General features: G+C 32.2%; 23 protein-coding genes. 22 read left to right on the top strand and 1 reads right to left on the bottom strand.

Going from position 1 to position 14829, the window contains the following annotated elements:
* The first annotated feature begins 3 nt into the window (after positions 1–3).
* The 12 genes from AC0NBN_RS10305 to AC0NBN_RS10250 all read left to right on the top strand — a co-directional run bounded on the left by AC0NBN_RS10305 (position 4) and on the right by AC0NBN_RS10250 (position 7566).
* A complete protein-coding gene (locus tag AC0NBN_RS10305) occupies positions 4–375 on the top strand; it encodes a hypothetical protein (RefSeq protein ID WP_160811932.1) in 372 nt (123 codons plus the stop codon).
* Complete coding sequence (locus tag AC0NBN_RS10300) at positions 372–710, top strand: hypothetical protein (RefSeq protein WP_115951638.1); 339 nt, start codon at positions 372–374, stop codon at positions 708–710. The genes AC0NBN_RS10305 and AC0NBN_RS10300 overlap by 4 nt, the downstream gene beginning before the upstream one ends.
* Positions 673–1086 carry a hypothetical protein gene (locus AC0NBN_RS10295; protein ID WP_160811933.1) on the top strand — a complete coding sequence of 138 codons (414 nt, stop codon included), beginning with the start codon at positions 673–675 and terminating at the stop codon, positions 1084–1086. The genes AC0NBN_RS10300 and AC0NBN_RS10295 overlap by 38 nt, the downstream gene beginning before the upstream one ends.
* 33 nt (positions 1087–1119) lie before the next feature.
* Positions 1120–1389 carry a hypothetical protein gene (locus AC0NBN_RS10290; RefSeq protein WP_160811934.1) on the top strand — a complete coding sequence of 90 codons (270 nt, stop codon included), beginning with the start codon at positions 1120–1122 and terminating at the stop codon, positions 1387–1389.
* A gap of 2 nt (positions 1390–1391) precedes the next feature.
* Complete coding sequence (locus AC0NBN_RS10285) at positions 1392–1928, top strand: hypothetical protein (RefSeq protein WP_160811935.1); 537 nt, start codon at positions 1392–1394, stop codon at positions 1926–1928.
* A gap of 60 nt (positions 1929–1988) precedes the next feature.
* Complete coding sequence (locus tag AC0NBN_RS10280; protein WP_160811936.1) at positions 1989–2366, top strand: hypothetical protein; 378 nt, start codon at positions 1989–1991, stop codon at positions 2364–2366.
* 30 nt (positions 2367–2396) lie between these two features.
* Entirely contained in the window at positions 2397–3023 is a 627-nt protein-coding gene (locus tag AC0NBN_RS10275; RefSeq protein ID WP_160811937.1) for a hypothetical protein, read from the top strand.
* A gap of 101 nt (positions 3024–3124) precedes the next feature.
* Complete coding sequence (locus AC0NBN_RS10270) at positions 3125–3397, top strand: terminase gpP N-terminus-related DNA-binding protein (RefSeq protein ID WP_160811938.1); 273 nt, start codon at positions 3125–3127, stop codon at positions 3395–3397.
* Between the two features lie 98 nt (positions 3398–3495).
* Positions 3496–4431 (top strand): hypothetical protein, encoded by a 936-nt coding sequence (locus AC0NBN_RS10265; protein ID WP_474468330.1) that lies wholly within the window; start codon positions 3496–3498, stop codon positions 4429–4431.
* On the top strand, positions 4421–5008 hold the full coding sequence (locus tag AC0NBN_RS10260; RefSeq protein ID WP_160811940.1) for an HNH endonuclease family protein: 588 nt from the start codon (positions 4421–4423) through the stop codon (positions 5006–5008). The genes AC0NBN_RS10265 and AC0NBN_RS10260 overlap by 11 nt, the downstream gene beginning before the upstream one ends.
* A gap of 346 nt (positions 5009–5354) precedes the next feature.
* On the top strand, positions 5355–5588 hold the full coding sequence (locus AC0NBN_RS10255; protein WP_160811941.1) for a hypothetical protein: 234 nt from the start codon (positions 5355–5357) through the stop codon (positions 5586–5588).
* Between the two features lie 124 nt (positions 5589–5712).
* On the top strand, positions 5713–7566 hold the full coding sequence (locus AC0NBN_RS10250) for a phage tail tape measure protein (RefSeq protein WP_474468328.1): 1854 nt from the start codon (positions 5713–5715) through the stop codon (positions 7564–7566).
* 54 nt (positions 7567–7620) lie between these two features.
* Here the strand turns inward: AC0NBN_RS10250 and AC0NBN_RS10245 are convergent, their stop codons facing one another.
* The gene (locus AC0NBN_RS10245; protein ID WP_160813067.1) at positions 7621–7851 is read right to left on the bottom strand and encodes a hypothetical protein; all 231 of its coding nucleotides are present in this window, start codon (positions 7849–7851) and stop codon (positions 7621–7623) included.
* Between the two features lie 136 nt (positions 7852–7987).
* Here AC0NBN_RS10245 and AC0NBN_RS10240 point away from each other — a divergent pair, with 136 nt between their 5' ends.
* The 10 genes from AC0NBN_RS10240 to AC0NBN_RS10195 all read left to right on the top strand — a co-directional run bounded on the left by AC0NBN_RS10240 (position 7988) and on the right by AC0NBN_RS10195 (position 14826).
* Positions 7988–8200 (top strand): hypothetical protein, encoded by a 213-nt coding sequence (locus AC0NBN_RS10240; RefSeq protein ID WP_160813068.1) that lies wholly within the window; start codon positions 7988–7990, stop codon positions 8198–8200.
* Positions 8201–8258: 58 nt separating this feature from the next.
* Positions 8259–8687, top strand: a complete 429-nt coding sequence (locus AC0NBN_RS10235) for a hypothetical protein (RefSeq protein ID WP_160813069.1) — start codon at positions 8259–8261, stop codon at positions 8685–8687.
* A 149-nt stretch (positions 8688–8836) separates the two neighbouring features.
* A complete protein-coding gene (locus AC0NBN_RS10230) occupies positions 8837–9253 on the top strand; it encodes a hypothetical protein (protein ID WP_160813070.1) in 417 nt (138 codons plus the stop codon).
* Between the two features lie 104 nt (positions 9254–9357).
* On the top strand, positions 9358–9729 hold the full coding sequence (locus tag AC0NBN_RS10225; RefSeq protein WP_160813071.1) for a VOC family protein: 372 nt from the start codon (positions 9358–9360) through the stop codon (positions 9727–9729).
* Between the two features lie 82 nt (positions 9730–9811).
* On the top strand, positions 9812–10258 hold the full coding sequence (locus tag AC0NBN_RS10220) for a VOC family protein (RefSeq protein ID WP_160813072.1): 447 nt from the start codon (positions 9812–9814) through the stop codon (positions 10256–10258).
* A 121-nt stretch (positions 10259–10379) separates the two neighbouring features.
* Positions 10380–11054 (top strand): DUF2490 domain-containing protein, encoded by a 675-nt coding sequence (locus AC0NBN_RS10215; RefSeq protein ID WP_160813073.1) that lies wholly within the window; start codon positions 10380–10382, stop codon positions 11052–11054.
* A 10-nt stretch (positions 11055–11064) separates the two neighbouring features.
* Positions 11065–12069 carry a bestrophin family protein gene (locus AC0NBN_RS10210; protein WP_160813074.1) on the top strand — a complete coding sequence of 335 codons (1005 nt, stop codon included), beginning with the start codon at positions 11065–11067 and terminating at the stop codon, positions 12067–12069.
* 80 nt (positions 12070–12149) lie between these two features.
* The gene (locus AC0NBN_RS10205; RefSeq protein WP_160813075.1) at positions 12150–13175 is read left to right on the top strand and encodes a glutaminyl-peptide cyclotransferase; all 1026 of its coding nucleotides are present in this window, start codon (positions 12150–12152) and stop codon (positions 13173–13175) included.
* Between the two features lie 91 nt (positions 13176–13266).
* Positions 13267–14190, top strand: coding sequence for a hypothetical protein (locus AC0NBN_RS10200; protein WP_160813076.1), 924 nt, complete (start codon positions 13267–13269; stop codon positions 14188–14190).
* Between the two features lie 21 nt (positions 14191–14211).
* The gene (locus tag AC0NBN_RS10195; RefSeq protein WP_089742080.1) at positions 14212–14826 is read left to right on the top strand and encodes a deoxynucleoside kinase; all 615 of its coding nucleotides are present in this window, start codon (positions 14212–14214) and stop codon (positions 14824–14826) included.
* The last annotated feature ends 3 nt before the right edge of the window (positions 14827–14829 follow it).

The raw sequence follows: 14829 nt of genomic DNA, 5'->3' as shown, positions 1-14829 counted from the left end.
AAAATGATTATAAAAAAACTAATCAGAACAGGGATCTGTTTCAGTGTGATGAAAAGTTACAGCTATCTGACAAAAGCAAAATATTATCAAAATGTAGAATATGAAATATTGGCACTTTCAGAAGATTTCAGAACCTTACAGGATGATGATTTCAGATTAAACAGTGATGAAGCCGAAACGCCAAAACTTTGGATTAATCCTGACGGAATAATATCCCGGACAATGACGACAAAGGAAATAGCAGAGTTCAGAATGATGAAGGATGATTATTTCACAGAAGTTTTTAATTCAGTCGATGGGATTGTATTTGAGTTAAAAAACCGCTCACTCAAAACTCTATTCAAAGAATTTAACAAAAAAAAGCTTACAGGATGAAAAACAGATTAACGCAGGTTCAAAAGCAGGAAAACTATTTGAAAGATGTAAAAGAAAGATTCTGTAAACATTTTGATTGTACAGATCTACAATATTGTGAAAATGAGTTTAAGCAGGGTTTGTTATGGATTGAGAATAACGGTTATCCGGAAAGTTTTTCCTACTCAAAAACATTTTGGAACTGGTTTAAAATAGAAATGGCAGAACTGTGCGAATCATGTATTAACCAAAACAAAATTATAGAAAGATCCTTTAAAGATTTTCGCCCTTTTTCTACAACCTTAAAACAAATTGAAAATGAAGCATTCAGCACAATTACACAAAAAACTGTATAGCCTTTATAAAGAAAAAGGTTTAACAGAAGACCGTCGGGATTTGGTTTTTAATTTCACAAACGGACGAACCAACAACAGCTCCGAGTTATCGACACATGAAATAATTTCCTTTATAAGCCTTTTGGCAGGTGAAGAGCCAAAAAAGAAAACTCCGGAACTGAATGTGAAAAAACTTTTTCATTTATGCCATTTGTACGGCTGGAAAAAGTTTGATGCAGAAAAGAATAAAAATGTAGTTGACACGGAACATTTAAATGAATGGCTTATTAAATACGGCAAATATCACAAACAACTGAACGACCACACACAGCAGGAAATCAATAAAGTTACGGTACAGTTTGAAATGGTCGTTAACAAACTTTTAAAAGCAATTTAAACATCTAATTAACTTTTTAATACTTCCCAAAATATGAAAGGTCAAATTACAGAAAATTTTCAAGGGCTAAATATTAGCAGTGAAAACTTAGAAAAACTAAAAAAACTTAAAGGTGGTCAAGGTTCAGACTTTGATCGACATTCAAAATCCATAGATAAGATATTTTACCTTTTTATGCAAAGTTGCACAAAGGAAGGTGAAATTTTAATTGATGAAATGGATGTTTACAATTTTTACGAGACAAAAAAAATACTCGAAGTTATACAAGATATTTTCACAGATAAAAACAATTTAAATCATTAACAATGAACGAACCACAACAAAAATTAGAAACGGCAAGATATATTTATCAGTCTTTGCCATTAGAAAAACAACTGGAAATTAAAAGACAGCAACCGGATCTTTATCATGCAATATATGGTGATGATGCAATTCCCAACACTTACTACTTAGAACCATTTATAGAGGCTCATAAATCATCGATTAACAGCGACTCAGAAAATGTTAATCTATCAGCTGAAATAGCTGAAGGTTTTAAAAATACTAAATTTAGTAAGGTTCCTGCAAGTATAGTAGATGCAAATAATCTGTTCCAGAAATTATCTATTGATACTCAGATGATGATCAAAAATGATAAGCCGGAAATCTATAATATGCTTTTCAAAGAAAATGTTTTTGTAGATACTTCTGCACTATCTGCCTTTCTGAAAGATTATGATCCAAAGTATTTAGAAATAAAATCAATCAGAGATCTTGAAACCCTTTCTTTAAATGCTCAATTGGATTTTAAAAAGAATTTCCCAGGTGAATATGGTCGTATTATGGGAATTATAAAAGACTAAATTTTTCATTTTTATTCAAATTTTCAAAAGTCAAAAACAAACTTAAATATCTAAATCAAAATGGAGCAAAAACCATACATGACACCTGAACAACAGGAACAGGCAGAAACTTTCAGAAGAATAGCAGAAAAACGAAATAAAGATCTTACCGATGCTAAAGATCTATTTGTAAAGTTTCATCCTGAAACACGTTTCAAAATAGTTTCAGAAGATAAATTGCTATATAAAATTTTAACAGGAGCTGAAACCGTAAACTATGAAAGATCAGAACCGTACTTTAAAAGCACAGTAAATAAATTTAATGAATTTTTAAAGAATTACAATCCCGAATATCTAAATATTAGGACAAAAACAGATTTTGAAAATCTTGACAAATCTCAACAGGATTTTTTTAAAGAAAATTTTCCAGGTGAATTTAAAGCAGTCGATTTTAACTAACAAAATATTACAAAAAAAATTTAAAAAATTATGGCAAAAATATTAGCGTATAAAAATGATCAGGCAATTGAGCAAATGACAACCAATTTAAAATGGACGGCGGACAATGCTCAAATTTTTATAGATAAGTACAAAAACATTCCGTTATTGCCGGAACTGGTAACAGCAGATTTAGTAAACCTATTTTTCAATCCCCGAACTTTTTTTGTTGAAAAACTTTTAGAAGGCGAAGTTTTTACAATTGGTAAACTCAGTTTAAATTCTGAAAAAGTCTACGATATGATGGATCGTCCTGCTGGACTGGATAAACTTGTTTCAGAATTAGAAGCATTAAGTAGTAATGCAAATAGCAATAGTAAGTCCTGGAGGGAAATTTATTTAGGACGTATCAAATACATGGATTTTTTAGATGGCAATATAGTACCAAGACAATCTTATGTAGATGAACAAATCGAATTGTATTCTTTCTATATAGAAACGGATAATCAACATGCAGCTTTAACCCTTCTTAATGAGATAACACCAAAATTAAACGCCTTATTTGCGCTAAAGATTTCAAACGAAAATACACCATTAGAAGACTTGTTTAGAGCTTCAGGAGTTGGGGCAGACAGAATATATGAGCCGATATTAAGAAGTGTAGTAAATGCTTTCTAAATTTTTATTTTATAATTATTAGGTTGAGTAACTCTGTCAAAAACAGAGTTACTTTTTTAACTTAAACAACCTTTAAAATAGATTTAAATATCATTTAAAATATGCAGAAAAAGAAACGATACAATGATAATGACCATAACAATGCATTAAGATATTATCTTTTAGGTCTTACACTGGCGGAAATATCAAAACTGATGGATATTCCTTTGCGAACTTTACAGAAATGGCAGAGGAAAGGAAATTGGGTTGATTGTAAAAAAATTGATAATGTAAAATTAAAAGCAAAAGATCTAAAGCAGTCAGGATTTTCTATTAAAAGAATTTCAGAGATTTTAAAGATTAGCAATACAACTGTTTGGAGATACTGTAAATAAAAATTCTAATTATGTTCTTTAATATGAGTCATTCAGTTCAAATAACTGATACATCCGGTAATTTTATACCAAGTCCTTTAGTGGTTGAAATAAATATTGTGAAAAGTTCAAAAAACTTATCTGATACAGCTTCATTAAATTGTGTAATCTTTAATTTCAATCGACATATCATAATAAAAGATTCTTTTGATGATGGTGGAAATAGTGAAAATAAGCTTTTTAAATTGTATAGAAGAGGTCAGAAAATCGAAATTTTCTTAGGCTACAATGATAAATTGAAACTTGAATTTTCAGGTTACATTAAAGAAGTGAAAACAGATAATGAAGGAATGTCTATTGAATGTGAAGACGGCTTATTTCTTTTTAGAAAACCTGTTCCTAATAAAGTTTTTAAAAACACAAGTATTGTAGAGATAGCAAACTACTTGATAAAAAATATTGATCCGTCTTTCAAGCTTGTTTGTGACTATAATATCGGATATGAAAAATTCACAATTCATAAAGCTGATGCGATAGATGTATTACAGAAAATTCAGGAAGAAACTTCTGCAGATGTATTTTTTGATACAGGAAAAAAAGAATTGCATATTCATGGTGCATACATGTATAAGACAGGAGAAGCATTTTATAGTTTACAAAAAAATATTGAAACCAGTTCTTTAGAATACAAAACAGCAGAAGACCGTAAAATAGAAATGACAGTTGAAAGCGTTGGAACTGATGGAAAAACAATAAATTATACCACCGGAACAACAGGCGGCGAAAGAATTATAAAGAAAGTAGGAAGAATGTCAAAATCAGCAATTAAAGTGATTGCTGATGTAGAATATAAAAATAGAATGTCTTCCAGTTATGTTGGTTCTTTTGACACCTGGTTAATACCCTATGTCGAACCTGGTTATACAATCGGAATTGATGATGAAGATTTTCCTGAAAAAGATGATTTATTTTATTGTGAATCAGTAACTACAAATTTTAGTGAAAACGGAGGAAAAAGAACTGTAACACCAAGCATTAAATTAAGTGGAAACTAAAATTAATTTTTATAAAACTTCAATAACAGGTATTTGTTTAAGTAAGTCAGGTTCTGTTAAAAATACCATAAAAAGTAGAATATTAAAAGTTTCAAAAAGAGGTTATTTTACGCATTTAGGTAAACCAATCAATCTTCCTAAATTAATGCTTGAAACTTTTAAGGGAATTAAAATAAAACCCGGACGAATAAATTTTATTGATAAAAATGAACAAAACTTTAAAATTGAAAATATTGAATATGTTACTAAACTTGATAATGTTTTTAAACCTTCAGAATCTTTGGTAATTGAAATAATTAAGTTTTACACATGTACGAATGAGAAAATTAATGTCAGAGATGTATTTAATTACAGAATGTCATTAAGTTTCGTTTTAGAACAGAGAGATTTTTTTAAAGTCTACAGAGATTGGCAAAATATAGATGCTTTTAAAGATTATTTTTCAATTTACATGCCCAGCTTTAAAAATCTTGCATTAAGAAATAAAATAAGTATTAATGACTCACGAAGAACGATTTATTTATTTCTAAATAAATTGATTGACGATTGTAGAAAAGATGGAATAATAAAGCAGTAATCCTATATAGATTACTGCTTTTTTTATGTTCTTACTTTTTACAAATCATTTGGGATACTGGTTGAAAGGTTGAAATTACACAAATAATTATCTTTTTTCATATTTATAAATACATTAAATTGAAGAATATAAAAGCTGATAAAACTGATGGCATCAAAATTTCAAAAAAACACACTTGTCCGTTACAAAAATATACGGGATATTTATTTACAACATAAAACAGAAGATATACCGGACACCGTTATTTTACGCAAATATATCTATCCAATATTTGCAATTAGCCGAACTACTTTGAACACTATTTTAAATACTCAAATAGATAGGGAATTACTAAAATTTTCGACTGATGAAAGGTGAAAATCTATACTTAAAATTAAGTCAAAGAGACTACTCTGGAACAGATACAGACATATATGCTCAGCTTCTGATAACTATTTTTTTTCATCTATCGGGTAATAATGAAATAGATAAGTTTTACGAATTGATTGAAAAGGCAGAAGAGCAAAACAAGAAAATTTCGATAATTGAAACAGCAAATGATAATGATGAATACTATTTTTCGGATTTAATATTAATTTGAAAAAAAAACTAAAAACTAACTAATAACCATGACAAACGATTTATTATATAACATAGTTTTGCGAATGCAAGGACAACAGCAAGTCCTTAGTTCTATAAACTCTGTTCAACAACAAACGACCAGTATGGTCAATAATATTCAACGGCAAATATCCACAATCAGACTTTCAGCTGTAATAGATCAGGTTAACAGGGTTGCTGATGCTGTTACCAGTGTAAATGCTCCGGGATTGGCTTTGTCTTCATCCATGTCAGACCTTCAGGCAATGGCAGGATTAACAGGACAAAAATTGAAAGAAGTTGAGGGATATGCAAGGAACTCGGCTAAAACCTTTGGAGGTTCAGCAGCTCAAGGTGTAGAATCCTATAAACTTATTCTCGGGCAACTTTCTCCTGAAATTGCAAAAGTTCCAAAAGCATTAAGAAGTATGGGCGAAACAGTCGGTTATACTTCTAAATTAATGGGCGGTAATACAACAGCTGCAACGGAGGTTCTTACAACAGCGATGAATCAGTACGGAATATCTCTTAAAAACCCTATACAGGCTTCGAAGATCATGGCTTCAATGATGAACGTTATGGCAGCAGCGGCTGGAGAAGGTTCGGCAGAACTTCCGCAGATCAAACAAGCTTTAGAGCAATCGGGTATGGCTGCGAAATCGGCAAATGTTTCTTTTGAGGAAACAAATGCAGCTATTCAGGTTTTAGATAAAGCAGGAAAAAAAGGAAGTGAAGGCGGTGTAGCGTTGCGAAATGTTCTTGCAACACTAGGACAGGGTAGATTTTTGCCCAAAACAGTTCAGGAAGAATTTGCAAGACTTCATATAAATATTAATGGTCTGAATGATCCTACAAAATCATTGACACAGCGTCTCAGTCTTCTAAAACCTTTACTTAATGATTCTGCTTTAATGTCTGCAACTTTTGGAAAAGAAAATTCTAATGCTGCAATGGCATTAATTTCGCAAATATCAGAAGTTGACAGATTAACCAAAGCAGTCGGAGGAACGCAAACAGCATACGAACAGGCTGCAATAATCATGGAAAATGCATCTGAAAAAAATGCGAGATTAAAGGCGCAGGTAGATGATTTTAAAATAACCATATTCAATGCGAGTAACGGACTCATGGGCTATGCTTCTGTAATAGGAGATGTTAGCCGTGATGTTGCTAATCTTACTCCAATTTTTTCCGGTGTAACTTCTGCTATACAATTTTTAACCAATACACAGAAAATGCAGGCACTTTGGACAAAGATAGTTACTGGAGCGCAGTGGCTTTGGAATGCTGCAATGACAGCAAATCCAATTGGACTTGTAGTAGTGGGAATTGCTGCCCTTGTAGCTGGTATTGCGGTTTGTTGGAATAAGTTTGAAGGCTTTAGAACAGTAGTTTTTAAAGGTTGGGAAGCATTGAAGTTATTTGGAACTGTTATAAAAGATTTTGTAGTAAATCGAATTAAAGATATGGTTTCCGGAATAACCGGAATAGGCGCAACTTTAATGGCGTTTTTTAGAGGAGATTGGAAAAAAGCTTGGGAACTTGGAACGAAAGCAACACAGGATCTTATGGGAACTAAGTCGGCAGGAAAAGCATATAATCATTTGAAAAGTGGTTGGAATGGTGCAATGGCTTTGGGAGATAAAAATTCTGCTGCATACACTAAAAGCTTAGGAGCAAATAAAAAAAATACTGCAATATCCGGCATTGCTCCACCAGTTGCCATTCCTGGAACTAATCCTGCAGGTGTAAGTAACGGGGCTTCTTCTATTTCTGATAATGCAAAAAGCAAAGGAAAAAAGACTGCTGAAAGTATTGCTACAGGTGGGACTAAACATAATTACATTAAAATTGACATCCACGAAATGAACGGTATAAAACAATTTAGTGGATCCAATTTAGAAGCAGCAAAGAAAGCTGGAGAAGAAATTTTAGACGAACTATTAAGAGTTACATCTAGTGCAATAACAGCGGGTTAAAGCTAATTACTTATAAAAAAGAATGGCGCAATTTTCTAATTGCGCCATTCTTTTTTATAAAGTGTCGTTTTCGTATGGGTTTTTAATCTTTTCTATAACTGTTATATAACTGTTTTTTAGAAAACCTAATGACAGAAAGTGTGTATTTCCTGCTTTGTCTTTCATGTTCACATAATTATAGCTTCCATCTAAACAAAGCCCTATTTGTTCCTCTATTACTCTTTTTTCACTGTCTTCAAATTCAATAATAATCTCTTTACTTTCGTTTGTAATTTTTAGCTGCATATTTAAAAATTTTAATACAACTAAGATAGTCAGAAAACCACTGTTAAAAAATAATTTTTTAAAATATTACGGTAAACCGTTTTTTTAAATTAGTGTTATCTGATAATTTTGAAAAACAAACTTTAAACAAATTAGAATGAAATTTTCAGGTAAAAAAGGAACTTTTAAAACTTTCTTTACGATATTTAATAACTACGAAATTAGTAAACGAATCACTTACAAATTGACCGTTCACACGCCATTATATAACACTGATATAGAATTTAAAAGTATTGATAAGTCAGATATTTCAGATGATGATAAAAAGGAAATTGAAAAAATAATAAACATACATTTTAAAAGCCTTTAAAATACTTCTTGTGTTAATAGATTTAGTCATAAATTTATCACGTTTTTAATGTACTATAATGAATTTAAATGACTTCTTTTCAGAACGAACAACTGTAGATATTACTATTGTAAAATTAAATAATCAAAAAATTACAAAGTCTGTCTTAAAGCAAATTAATATTGCTAACTATATAGATCAAGATTTAGATCTCGAAGAAATAAAAATTTTAGGTTTAATAAAAGATAATAATACAGAATGGATTATTTTCACTTATAAAAACAAACTATTTAAGCAAACAACCGAATTTATAATCGAAATTGATAATATTTTGTTAAGTAAAAATACAGTTGCCGATATTTCAGATTACATTTATGGTTTAGATATTTATAATCCAAAGCAAAAAATTAATACAATTGCTCCGGAAAAAATAGAAGAATTTCGACAGTTTAGATCAAAGATTAAAGATTTTTATAATTTATTACAAGATCGACAGATTTTCATCTGATGAAGTTTCTATAATTAGTTTTAAAGACCTTTTAAAACTAATTTAAAAAGTCTTTAAACATCACGTATGCGTGTTTTTTTTCTTTACATTTTGTTCTGACAATTTTTGCGTTTAGTTTTGGCGTTTATACTTTTTTTCTGCTTTCGCAGATGCCGGATATTTCCAAAGTCTGGCTCAATAATTCCAACCCTTATATCGGGACGATAGGCAATGAGAATGAGAAAATTAAGCTTAAAATAAATGTTTCTGAGCAAAATAAGAAAAATGACCAGGAATATTTTGTTTCGGGATATTCTCTTGTTGATAACAATTATACAAAGTTTGAAGGGAAATTTACCATTATTAAATACAAAGATGGTAAGAAAGACGGAGCGGTATATGGCGATTATGAATTAGCTGAAGAAAGTAAAGGGAAACATTCCGGTATTTTTTCGGGTAAATTTATTTATCATTTTAAATGGAATAAAAAGACAGAAAAAATTGAAAACCATTCTATTGAATTGACAGGCGACTGGAGAAGCTATGACGGAAGTTTAGATTTTAAAACAAAACTTAAAAATTTTTGATTACCTTTTTTAAAACCGCAAAACTGTTATTCGTAAAAATCTTTGCGTATTTTCTGTCAAATTTCAATATAATTAATAACTGAAAATCAATTAAAAATAAAGCAATGAAATTAGGAGCTTTCTCTATCAGTTTAAGTGTAAAAGATTTGGCTAAATCCAAAGAATTTTACGAAAAACTAGGCTTTAATGCTATGGGCGGCAGTATGGAGGATAATTATCTTATCATGAAAAATGAAAATACCTTAATTGGTCTATTTCAGGCGATGTTTGATGGAAATATGCTGACTTTCAACCCGGGATGGGATCATAACGCTCAGAACTTGGAATCATTTGACGATGTCAGAGAAATTCAGAAGCATTTAAAGCATCATAATGTTGAGCTGGAAAAAGAAGCCGATGAAAATTCATCAGGTCCCGAACATATCTATCTTAAAGATCCGGACGGAAATATGATTCTTATTGATCAGCACAGATAAATCTTTTTGTAATGGCTAATCAAATGATAAAGAATAGTAATAATAATTAATAATCATCAATAAAAACCTATATCAGACAATTATGGCAACAGTAAACGTATATCTTACATTTAACGGAAATTGCAGACAGGCTTTCGAATTTTATCAGTCAGTTTTTGGAGGAAAAATTCCTTACATGGGGACCTTTGGCGATATGCCGCCTGTGGAAGGTAAAGAAATGCCGGAAGAAGAAAAAAATAAAGTTATGCATGTTTGCCTCCCTATTTCTAATGAAACAATGTTAATGGGAAGTGATACAGGCGGAGAATGGGCTTCTCAGTTTAAAGAAGGTAATAATTACGCAATTTCAATAAATGCAGACACAAGAGATGAAGCAGATAAGTTATTCAATGGTCTTTCAAATGGCGGAAATATTACAATGCCAATGGCAGATACATTTTGGGGAGCTTATTTCGGAATGTTAACCGATAAATTTGGAATAAACTGGATGGTAAATTATGACGATCCTGAAAAGCAGCAACATCCTTAGCAATAAAGCCGGCAGATTTGTTCTGCCGTTTTTTTATTGAATGAATGCAGAGCATTATTTTGTTTGATAGGTAATTATAATTAGATTTGTGCTGATTGATAGGTAATATAAATAATAAACTATGATATTTTTTAAGAAGTCGATATTGGTGTTGATGTGCGCTCTGGGAGTTACTGCTATTGCTCAAAATAGTGATTTAGGAGCTTGGTATATGTATTTCGGAAACAATAAAATCAGTGAAAAGTTTAATTTTCATAACGAAATCCAGTACAGGAATTTTGATGCAGGGGCAGATTTGGAACAATTGCTCATCAGAACCGGGATTGGCTATGATCTTACAGAAAACAACAATAATATCTTACTGGGTTATGGTTTTATTTTAAGTCAGCCTTATATTAGAGGTGAGAAATCTGAAAATATTGAACACAGAATCTTCCAGCAGTATATTACAAGACAAAAATTCGGCAGATTTTTCGTTCAGCACCGTTACCGCCTGGAAGAGCGTTTTTTACAGGATGATTTCAGAATGCGTTTCCGGTATTTTTTAGGATTAAATATTCCGATCAATAATAAAGAAATGCTTCCAAAAACATGGTATGCTTCCGCTTACAATGAGATTTTTCTTCATTTTGACAACCCTGTTTTTGACAGAAACCGTGTCTATGGAGCTGTAGGATTTGTTATCAACAAAAATATGCGGATTGAGGCAGGATATATGAATCAGATCCAGGAAAATAGAAACCGGGGACAGATACAGATAGGATTTTACAACAATATTCCTTTCACAAAGAATTAATTAATAGTATATGCATTCAGGAAAAAAATTTAGTGCGACAGAATTTATTGTCTGGACGAAGAGAAGCATTTTTGTTCTTTCGCTTTGGGCGGCAGTTCCTACGATACTTTATTATTTGGGACTTACTTTTCTGTCATTTCCGTGGCAGCCGATTGCAATTATGGGAACTGCGGTAGCTTTTATCGTTGGCTTTAAAAATAATGCAAGCTACAGCAGGCTCTGGGAAGCAAGGCAGATTTACGGATCAATCATCAATGATAGCAGAAGTTTCGGCTATATCTTAAGAGACGCAGTGTCCGGAAAAAATCCGGCTAAAGTAAAAATGATGTTTGAGCGGCATTATGCATGGCTTACAGCACTTCGTTTTCAGCTGAGAGAACATAGGGATTGGGAAAAAGTGAATTTGGCACAGTTTGAAGAATATGCAAAAAAATATGAAGTTGAGGAAAAAAAGTTTAAAGTAGAAAATGAGCTTAGGAAATATCTTTCTGAAAAAGAGCTGGAGTACGTTTTAAGTAAAAAAAACCGTGCAACACAGTTGATGGCAATTCAGAGCAGAGAGCTTTCCGAGGCTTATTCCAGGGGAGAAATCAATGATTTTCAGTGGACACAGATCAATCAGCAACTGGTGAAATTTACGGATAATCAGGGAAAGGCAGAAAGAATAAAAAATTTCCCCTATCCAAGGAATTTCTCATCCATAACCACTTATCTTCTGCATCTCTTTATCATATTTGTACCTTACGGATTGGTAAAAGAATTTGATAAAATGGGAGATGGAACTTTACTGGAAAATTATACACTCTGGTTTAATATTCCGTTTTCACTATTGGTTACATGGTGTTTTCATACTTTAGACAGCGTAGGAGAGGCTTCTGTAAATCCGTTTGAAGGAAGTCCGAATGATGTTCCGATTACGCAGATCAGCAGAACTATAGAAATTGACATGCGAGATATGCTTGATGAAGACAATCTTCCGCCGCCTATTACGCCACAAAACAGTATTGTTTTATAGTGTAGTATAGATCAAACAATAGAAACAATTAGCAAAGCGTTATAAATTTTGCTATTTTTGAAAAAATTTTAGGAATCATAATGAAAAATAAAATAATAGCGGGGTTTGCAGCATTATTACTGATTGTTTCATGTAATAATAATGATAAAATGCTGTCGTCTCTTGCAGATTACAACAATGGAATGGAACAGAAAGGTTATCATTTTGGTGATAAGCTCAATCTTCCTGATGAAGTTCTGGAAAATGCAGAAAGCATTACCATAAGTTTTGGCGAAAAAGAATCAAACAGTCTTATCATAGATCCTAAATATTTTACATTAGGTGATAATGCGGTAACTTTTAACATCAAAACCAAAGGCGGAGAAACTTTATATCAGGATGCGACCATTAATGTTTACAGCAAAACTCCTGAAAAGGCTATCAATTATGAAATTGTTGCTGAGTATCCTCATGATCCTGCTAATTTTGTTCAGGGATTTCAATATGACGGAAGTTTAATCTATGAAAGTGAAGGGCAGTACGGATCTTCCAGATTAATTGCCTATAAACTGGGCGATACAATTCCTGTAAAACAAACAAAACAGCCGGATGATGTTTTTTCGGAAGGAAGTACAATTGCCGGCGACAAAATCTTTCAGTTAACCTGGGAAAACAAGAAAGGTTTAGTATATGATAAAAATTCATTGAGCCTGAAGTCCGAATTTCCTTATACAAGTATGATGAATCAGGGTTGGGGTCTTACGTATGACGGGAAAAACCTTATTGCTTCAGACGGAACCAAAAACCTTTATTTTCTTGATGTAAACGATCCTTCCAAAATGGTAAGATATATTTCAGTAGCAGGAAATACAAGCGTTTATGATCAGCTTAACGAGCTTGAATACTACAAAGGACATATTTACGCCAATGTTTGGCACAAACCGATTATCTTAAAAATCAATCCCGCCAACGGAGAAGTTGTCGGAAGATTTGATTTTTCTAAAATTGCACAGCCTTATACAGATGGCAATAGTGAGCATGTTTTGAATGGGATTGCCTTTAAAGGAGATAATATGCTGATTACCGGGAAAAACTGGTCGAAAATTTATGAAGTAATCATTAAATAGTTGAAAACATCATCATAATTTTTTCTGCAATAAAGTAAAAATAATGTAAATTGGTAGCGTTCCTTAGGAACGCTATCTTAGTAAAGAAGATTTGAGATTATTACAATTTTTGTTCGTTATTCTGTTCTGTACCGTATCGGCGCAGAAAGTACTTCCTTTTGACAGTTTAAAACTTAAGGAAACCAGAGATATGTTTGCTGATGACTACGGAAATCTGTATCTATACAAAAACAAAGATTTCAGCTTTACTAAATATGATTCTTTAGGAAGGCAGCTGGGCAAAATGATGCTCACCGTTCCGTTTAAGGTTCAGGGAGTGCAAAATCCCCTGAGTATAGCTTTGTTTTCGGAAAATGCTCAGGAAATGAAATTTGTAGATCAGAATCTCAATGAGATTCAAAGGCTTGATTTCAAGCAAAAGTTTGGCTTTATCAAACAAGCCTATGCGGAAGATCTGCAGCAGGTCTGGCTGATTGACGAAAGCAGTAAAAGGCTGCTTCAGTATAATTTCAGGAATGATATTACCATCAATTCTTACCCTTACACGGTAAATATGGATGAGATCATTGATCTGCTTGTTTTTGAAAATAGACTCTACATTTTATCTAAAAATACATTCAGGGTTTTTAATCTGAAATTTGATAAGCTTTTTGAAGCTCCGGTAGAAAATGCCAAGAGATTTCGCCGTGAAAATGAAAATATTCTGATTGTCACAAAAACTGCGGTTTTCAAATATATTCAGAACAAAGAGCTTTTAAAATTATTTGAAGATCCCGAAACACAGATTGTGGATAAAAACTCACTGGCATATTTTGAAATAAAAGGCAACAAACTGTATCTTTACAGCCTTGAAAATTTACGTAAAGCAAAGCCTCAGAAATCTTTGGAAGAACTTGAAAAAACTAAACAGGAACTTGAAGAAGAGATAGAAAAACTGGAAAAGGAGAAGACTGAAAAAGGTGATATTTTAAAAATCATCGAAGAAATTTCCAACGTAGAATCTTTTGGTATTTAAACACAAACTCTCATATACAATATGCACATTGCTGTCACAGGAAACATCGGAGCCGGAAAAACGACACTTACAACTATGCTTGCCAAACATTACGGCTGGGATGCGCAGTTCGAAGATGTAGATCATAATCCTTATCTGGAAGACTTTTATGCCGATATGAGCAAGTGGAGTTTTGCACTTCAGATTTATTTTCTTGGAAGCAGATTTCGTCAGGTAAAAGAAATAAGAGAAAGCGGCAAAAATATTATTCAGGATCGTACGATTTATGAGGATGCTCACATTTTTGCGGAAAATCTTAATGATATGAAACTTCTTTCAGACAGAGATTTCAAAAATTATGCTTCGCTTTTTGATCTGATGAAAACTTTTGTTTCGGCACCCGATTTGCTTATTTATTTAAAGTCTGATGTTCCTAATCTCGTAAAGAAAATTTACAAAAGAGGAAGAGAGTACGAAGCCTCCATCAGCATAGAATATTTATCTAAGCTAAATCAGAAATACGAAAAATGGATCGACGGTTATACAGAAGGAAAACTTCTGGTAATTGAAGTAGATGATCTGGATTTTGTAGAAAAACCTGAGGATTTTGGATTTATTCTTGAAAAAATTGATGCGGAACTCAACGGTTTATTCTAATCA

Source organism: Chryseobacterium sp. L12, assembly GCF_056133985.1.
The sequence above is the reverse complement of the archived record's forward strand: the minus strand, read 5'-3'. Positions and strand labels throughout refer to the sequence as shown.

Excerpts from the sequence above, each read along its gene's own strand:
- AC0NBN_RS10305 (WP_160811932.1), top strand. The coding sequence starts at position 4 with ATGATTATAAAAAAACTAATCAGAACAGGGATCTGTTTCAGTGTGATG.
- AC0NBN_RS10300 (WP_115951638.1), top strand. The coding sequence starts at position 372 with ATGAAAAACAGATTAACGCAGGTTCAAAAGCAGGAAAACTATTTGAAA.
- AC0NBN_RS10295 (WP_160811933.1), top strand. The coding sequence starts at position 673 with ATGAAGCATTCAGCACAATTACACAAAAAACTGTATAGCCTTTATAAA.
- AC0NBN_RS10290 (WP_160811934.1), top strand. The coding sequence starts at position 1,120 with ATGAAAGGTCAAATTACAGAAAATTTTCAAGGGCTAAATATTAGCAGT.
- AC0NBN_RS10285 (WP_160811935.1), top strand. The coding sequence starts at position 1,392 with ATGAACGAACCACAACAAAAATTAGAAACGGCAAGATATATTTATCAG.
- AC0NBN_RS10280 (WP_160811936.1), top strand. The coding sequence starts at position 1,989 with ATGGAGCAAAAACCATACATGACACCTGAACAACAGGAACAGGCAGAA.
- AC0NBN_RS10275 (WP_160811937.1), top strand. The coding sequence starts at position 2,397 with ATGGCAAAAATATTAGCGTATAAAAATGATCAGGCAATTGAGCAAATG.
- AC0NBN_RS10270 (WP_160811938.1), top strand. The coding sequence starts at position 3,125 with ATGCAGAAAAAGAAACGATACAATGATAATGACCATAACAATGCATTA.
- AC0NBN_RS10255 (WP_160811941.1), top strand. The coding sequence starts at position 5,355 with ATGAAAGGTGAAAATCTATACTTAAAATTAAGTCAAAGAGACTACTCT.
- AC0NBN_RS10250 (WP_474468328.1), top strand. The coding sequence starts at position 5,713 with ATGGTCAATAATATTCAACGGCAAATATCCACAATCAGACTTTCAGCT.
- AC0NBN_RS10245 (WP_160813067.1), bottom strand. The coding sequence starts at position 7,851 with ATGCAGCTAAAAATTACAAACGAAAGTAAAGAGATTATTATTGAATTT.
- AC0NBN_RS10240 (WP_160813068.1), top strand. The coding sequence starts at position 7,988 with ATGAAATTTTCAGGTAAAAAAGGAACTTTTAAAACTTTCTTTACGATA.
- AC0NBN_RS10235 (WP_160813069.1), top strand. The coding sequence starts at position 8,259 with ATGAATTTAAATGACTTCTTTTCAGAACGAACAACTGTAGATATTACT.
- AC0NBN_RS10230 (WP_160813070.1), top strand. The coding sequence starts at position 8,837 with ATGCCGGATATTTCCAAAGTCTGGCTCAATAATTCCAACCCTTATATC.
- AC0NBN_RS10225 (WP_160813071.1), top strand. The coding sequence starts at position 9,358 with ATGAAATTAGGAGCTTTCTCTATCAGTTTAAGTGTAAAAGATTTGGCT.
- AC0NBN_RS10220 (WP_160813072.1), top strand. The coding sequence starts at position 9,812 with ATGGCAACAGTAAACGTATATCTTACATTTAACGGAAATTGCAGACAG.
- AC0NBN_RS10215 (WP_160813073.1), top strand. The coding sequence starts at position 10,380 with ATGATATTTTTTAAGAAGTCGATATTGGTGTTGATGTGCGCTCTGGGA.
- AC0NBN_RS10210 (WP_160813074.1), top strand. The coding sequence starts at position 11,065 with ATGCATTCAGGAAAAAAATTTAGTGCGACAGAATTTATTGTCTGGACG.
- AC0NBN_RS10205 (WP_160813075.1), top strand. The coding sequence starts at position 12,150 with ATGAAAAATAAAATAATAGCGGGGTTTGCAGCATTATTACTGATTGTT.
- AC0NBN_RS10195 (WP_089742080.1), top strand. The coding sequence starts at position 14,212 with ATGCACATTGCTGTCACAGGAAACATCGGAGCCGGAAAAACGACACTT.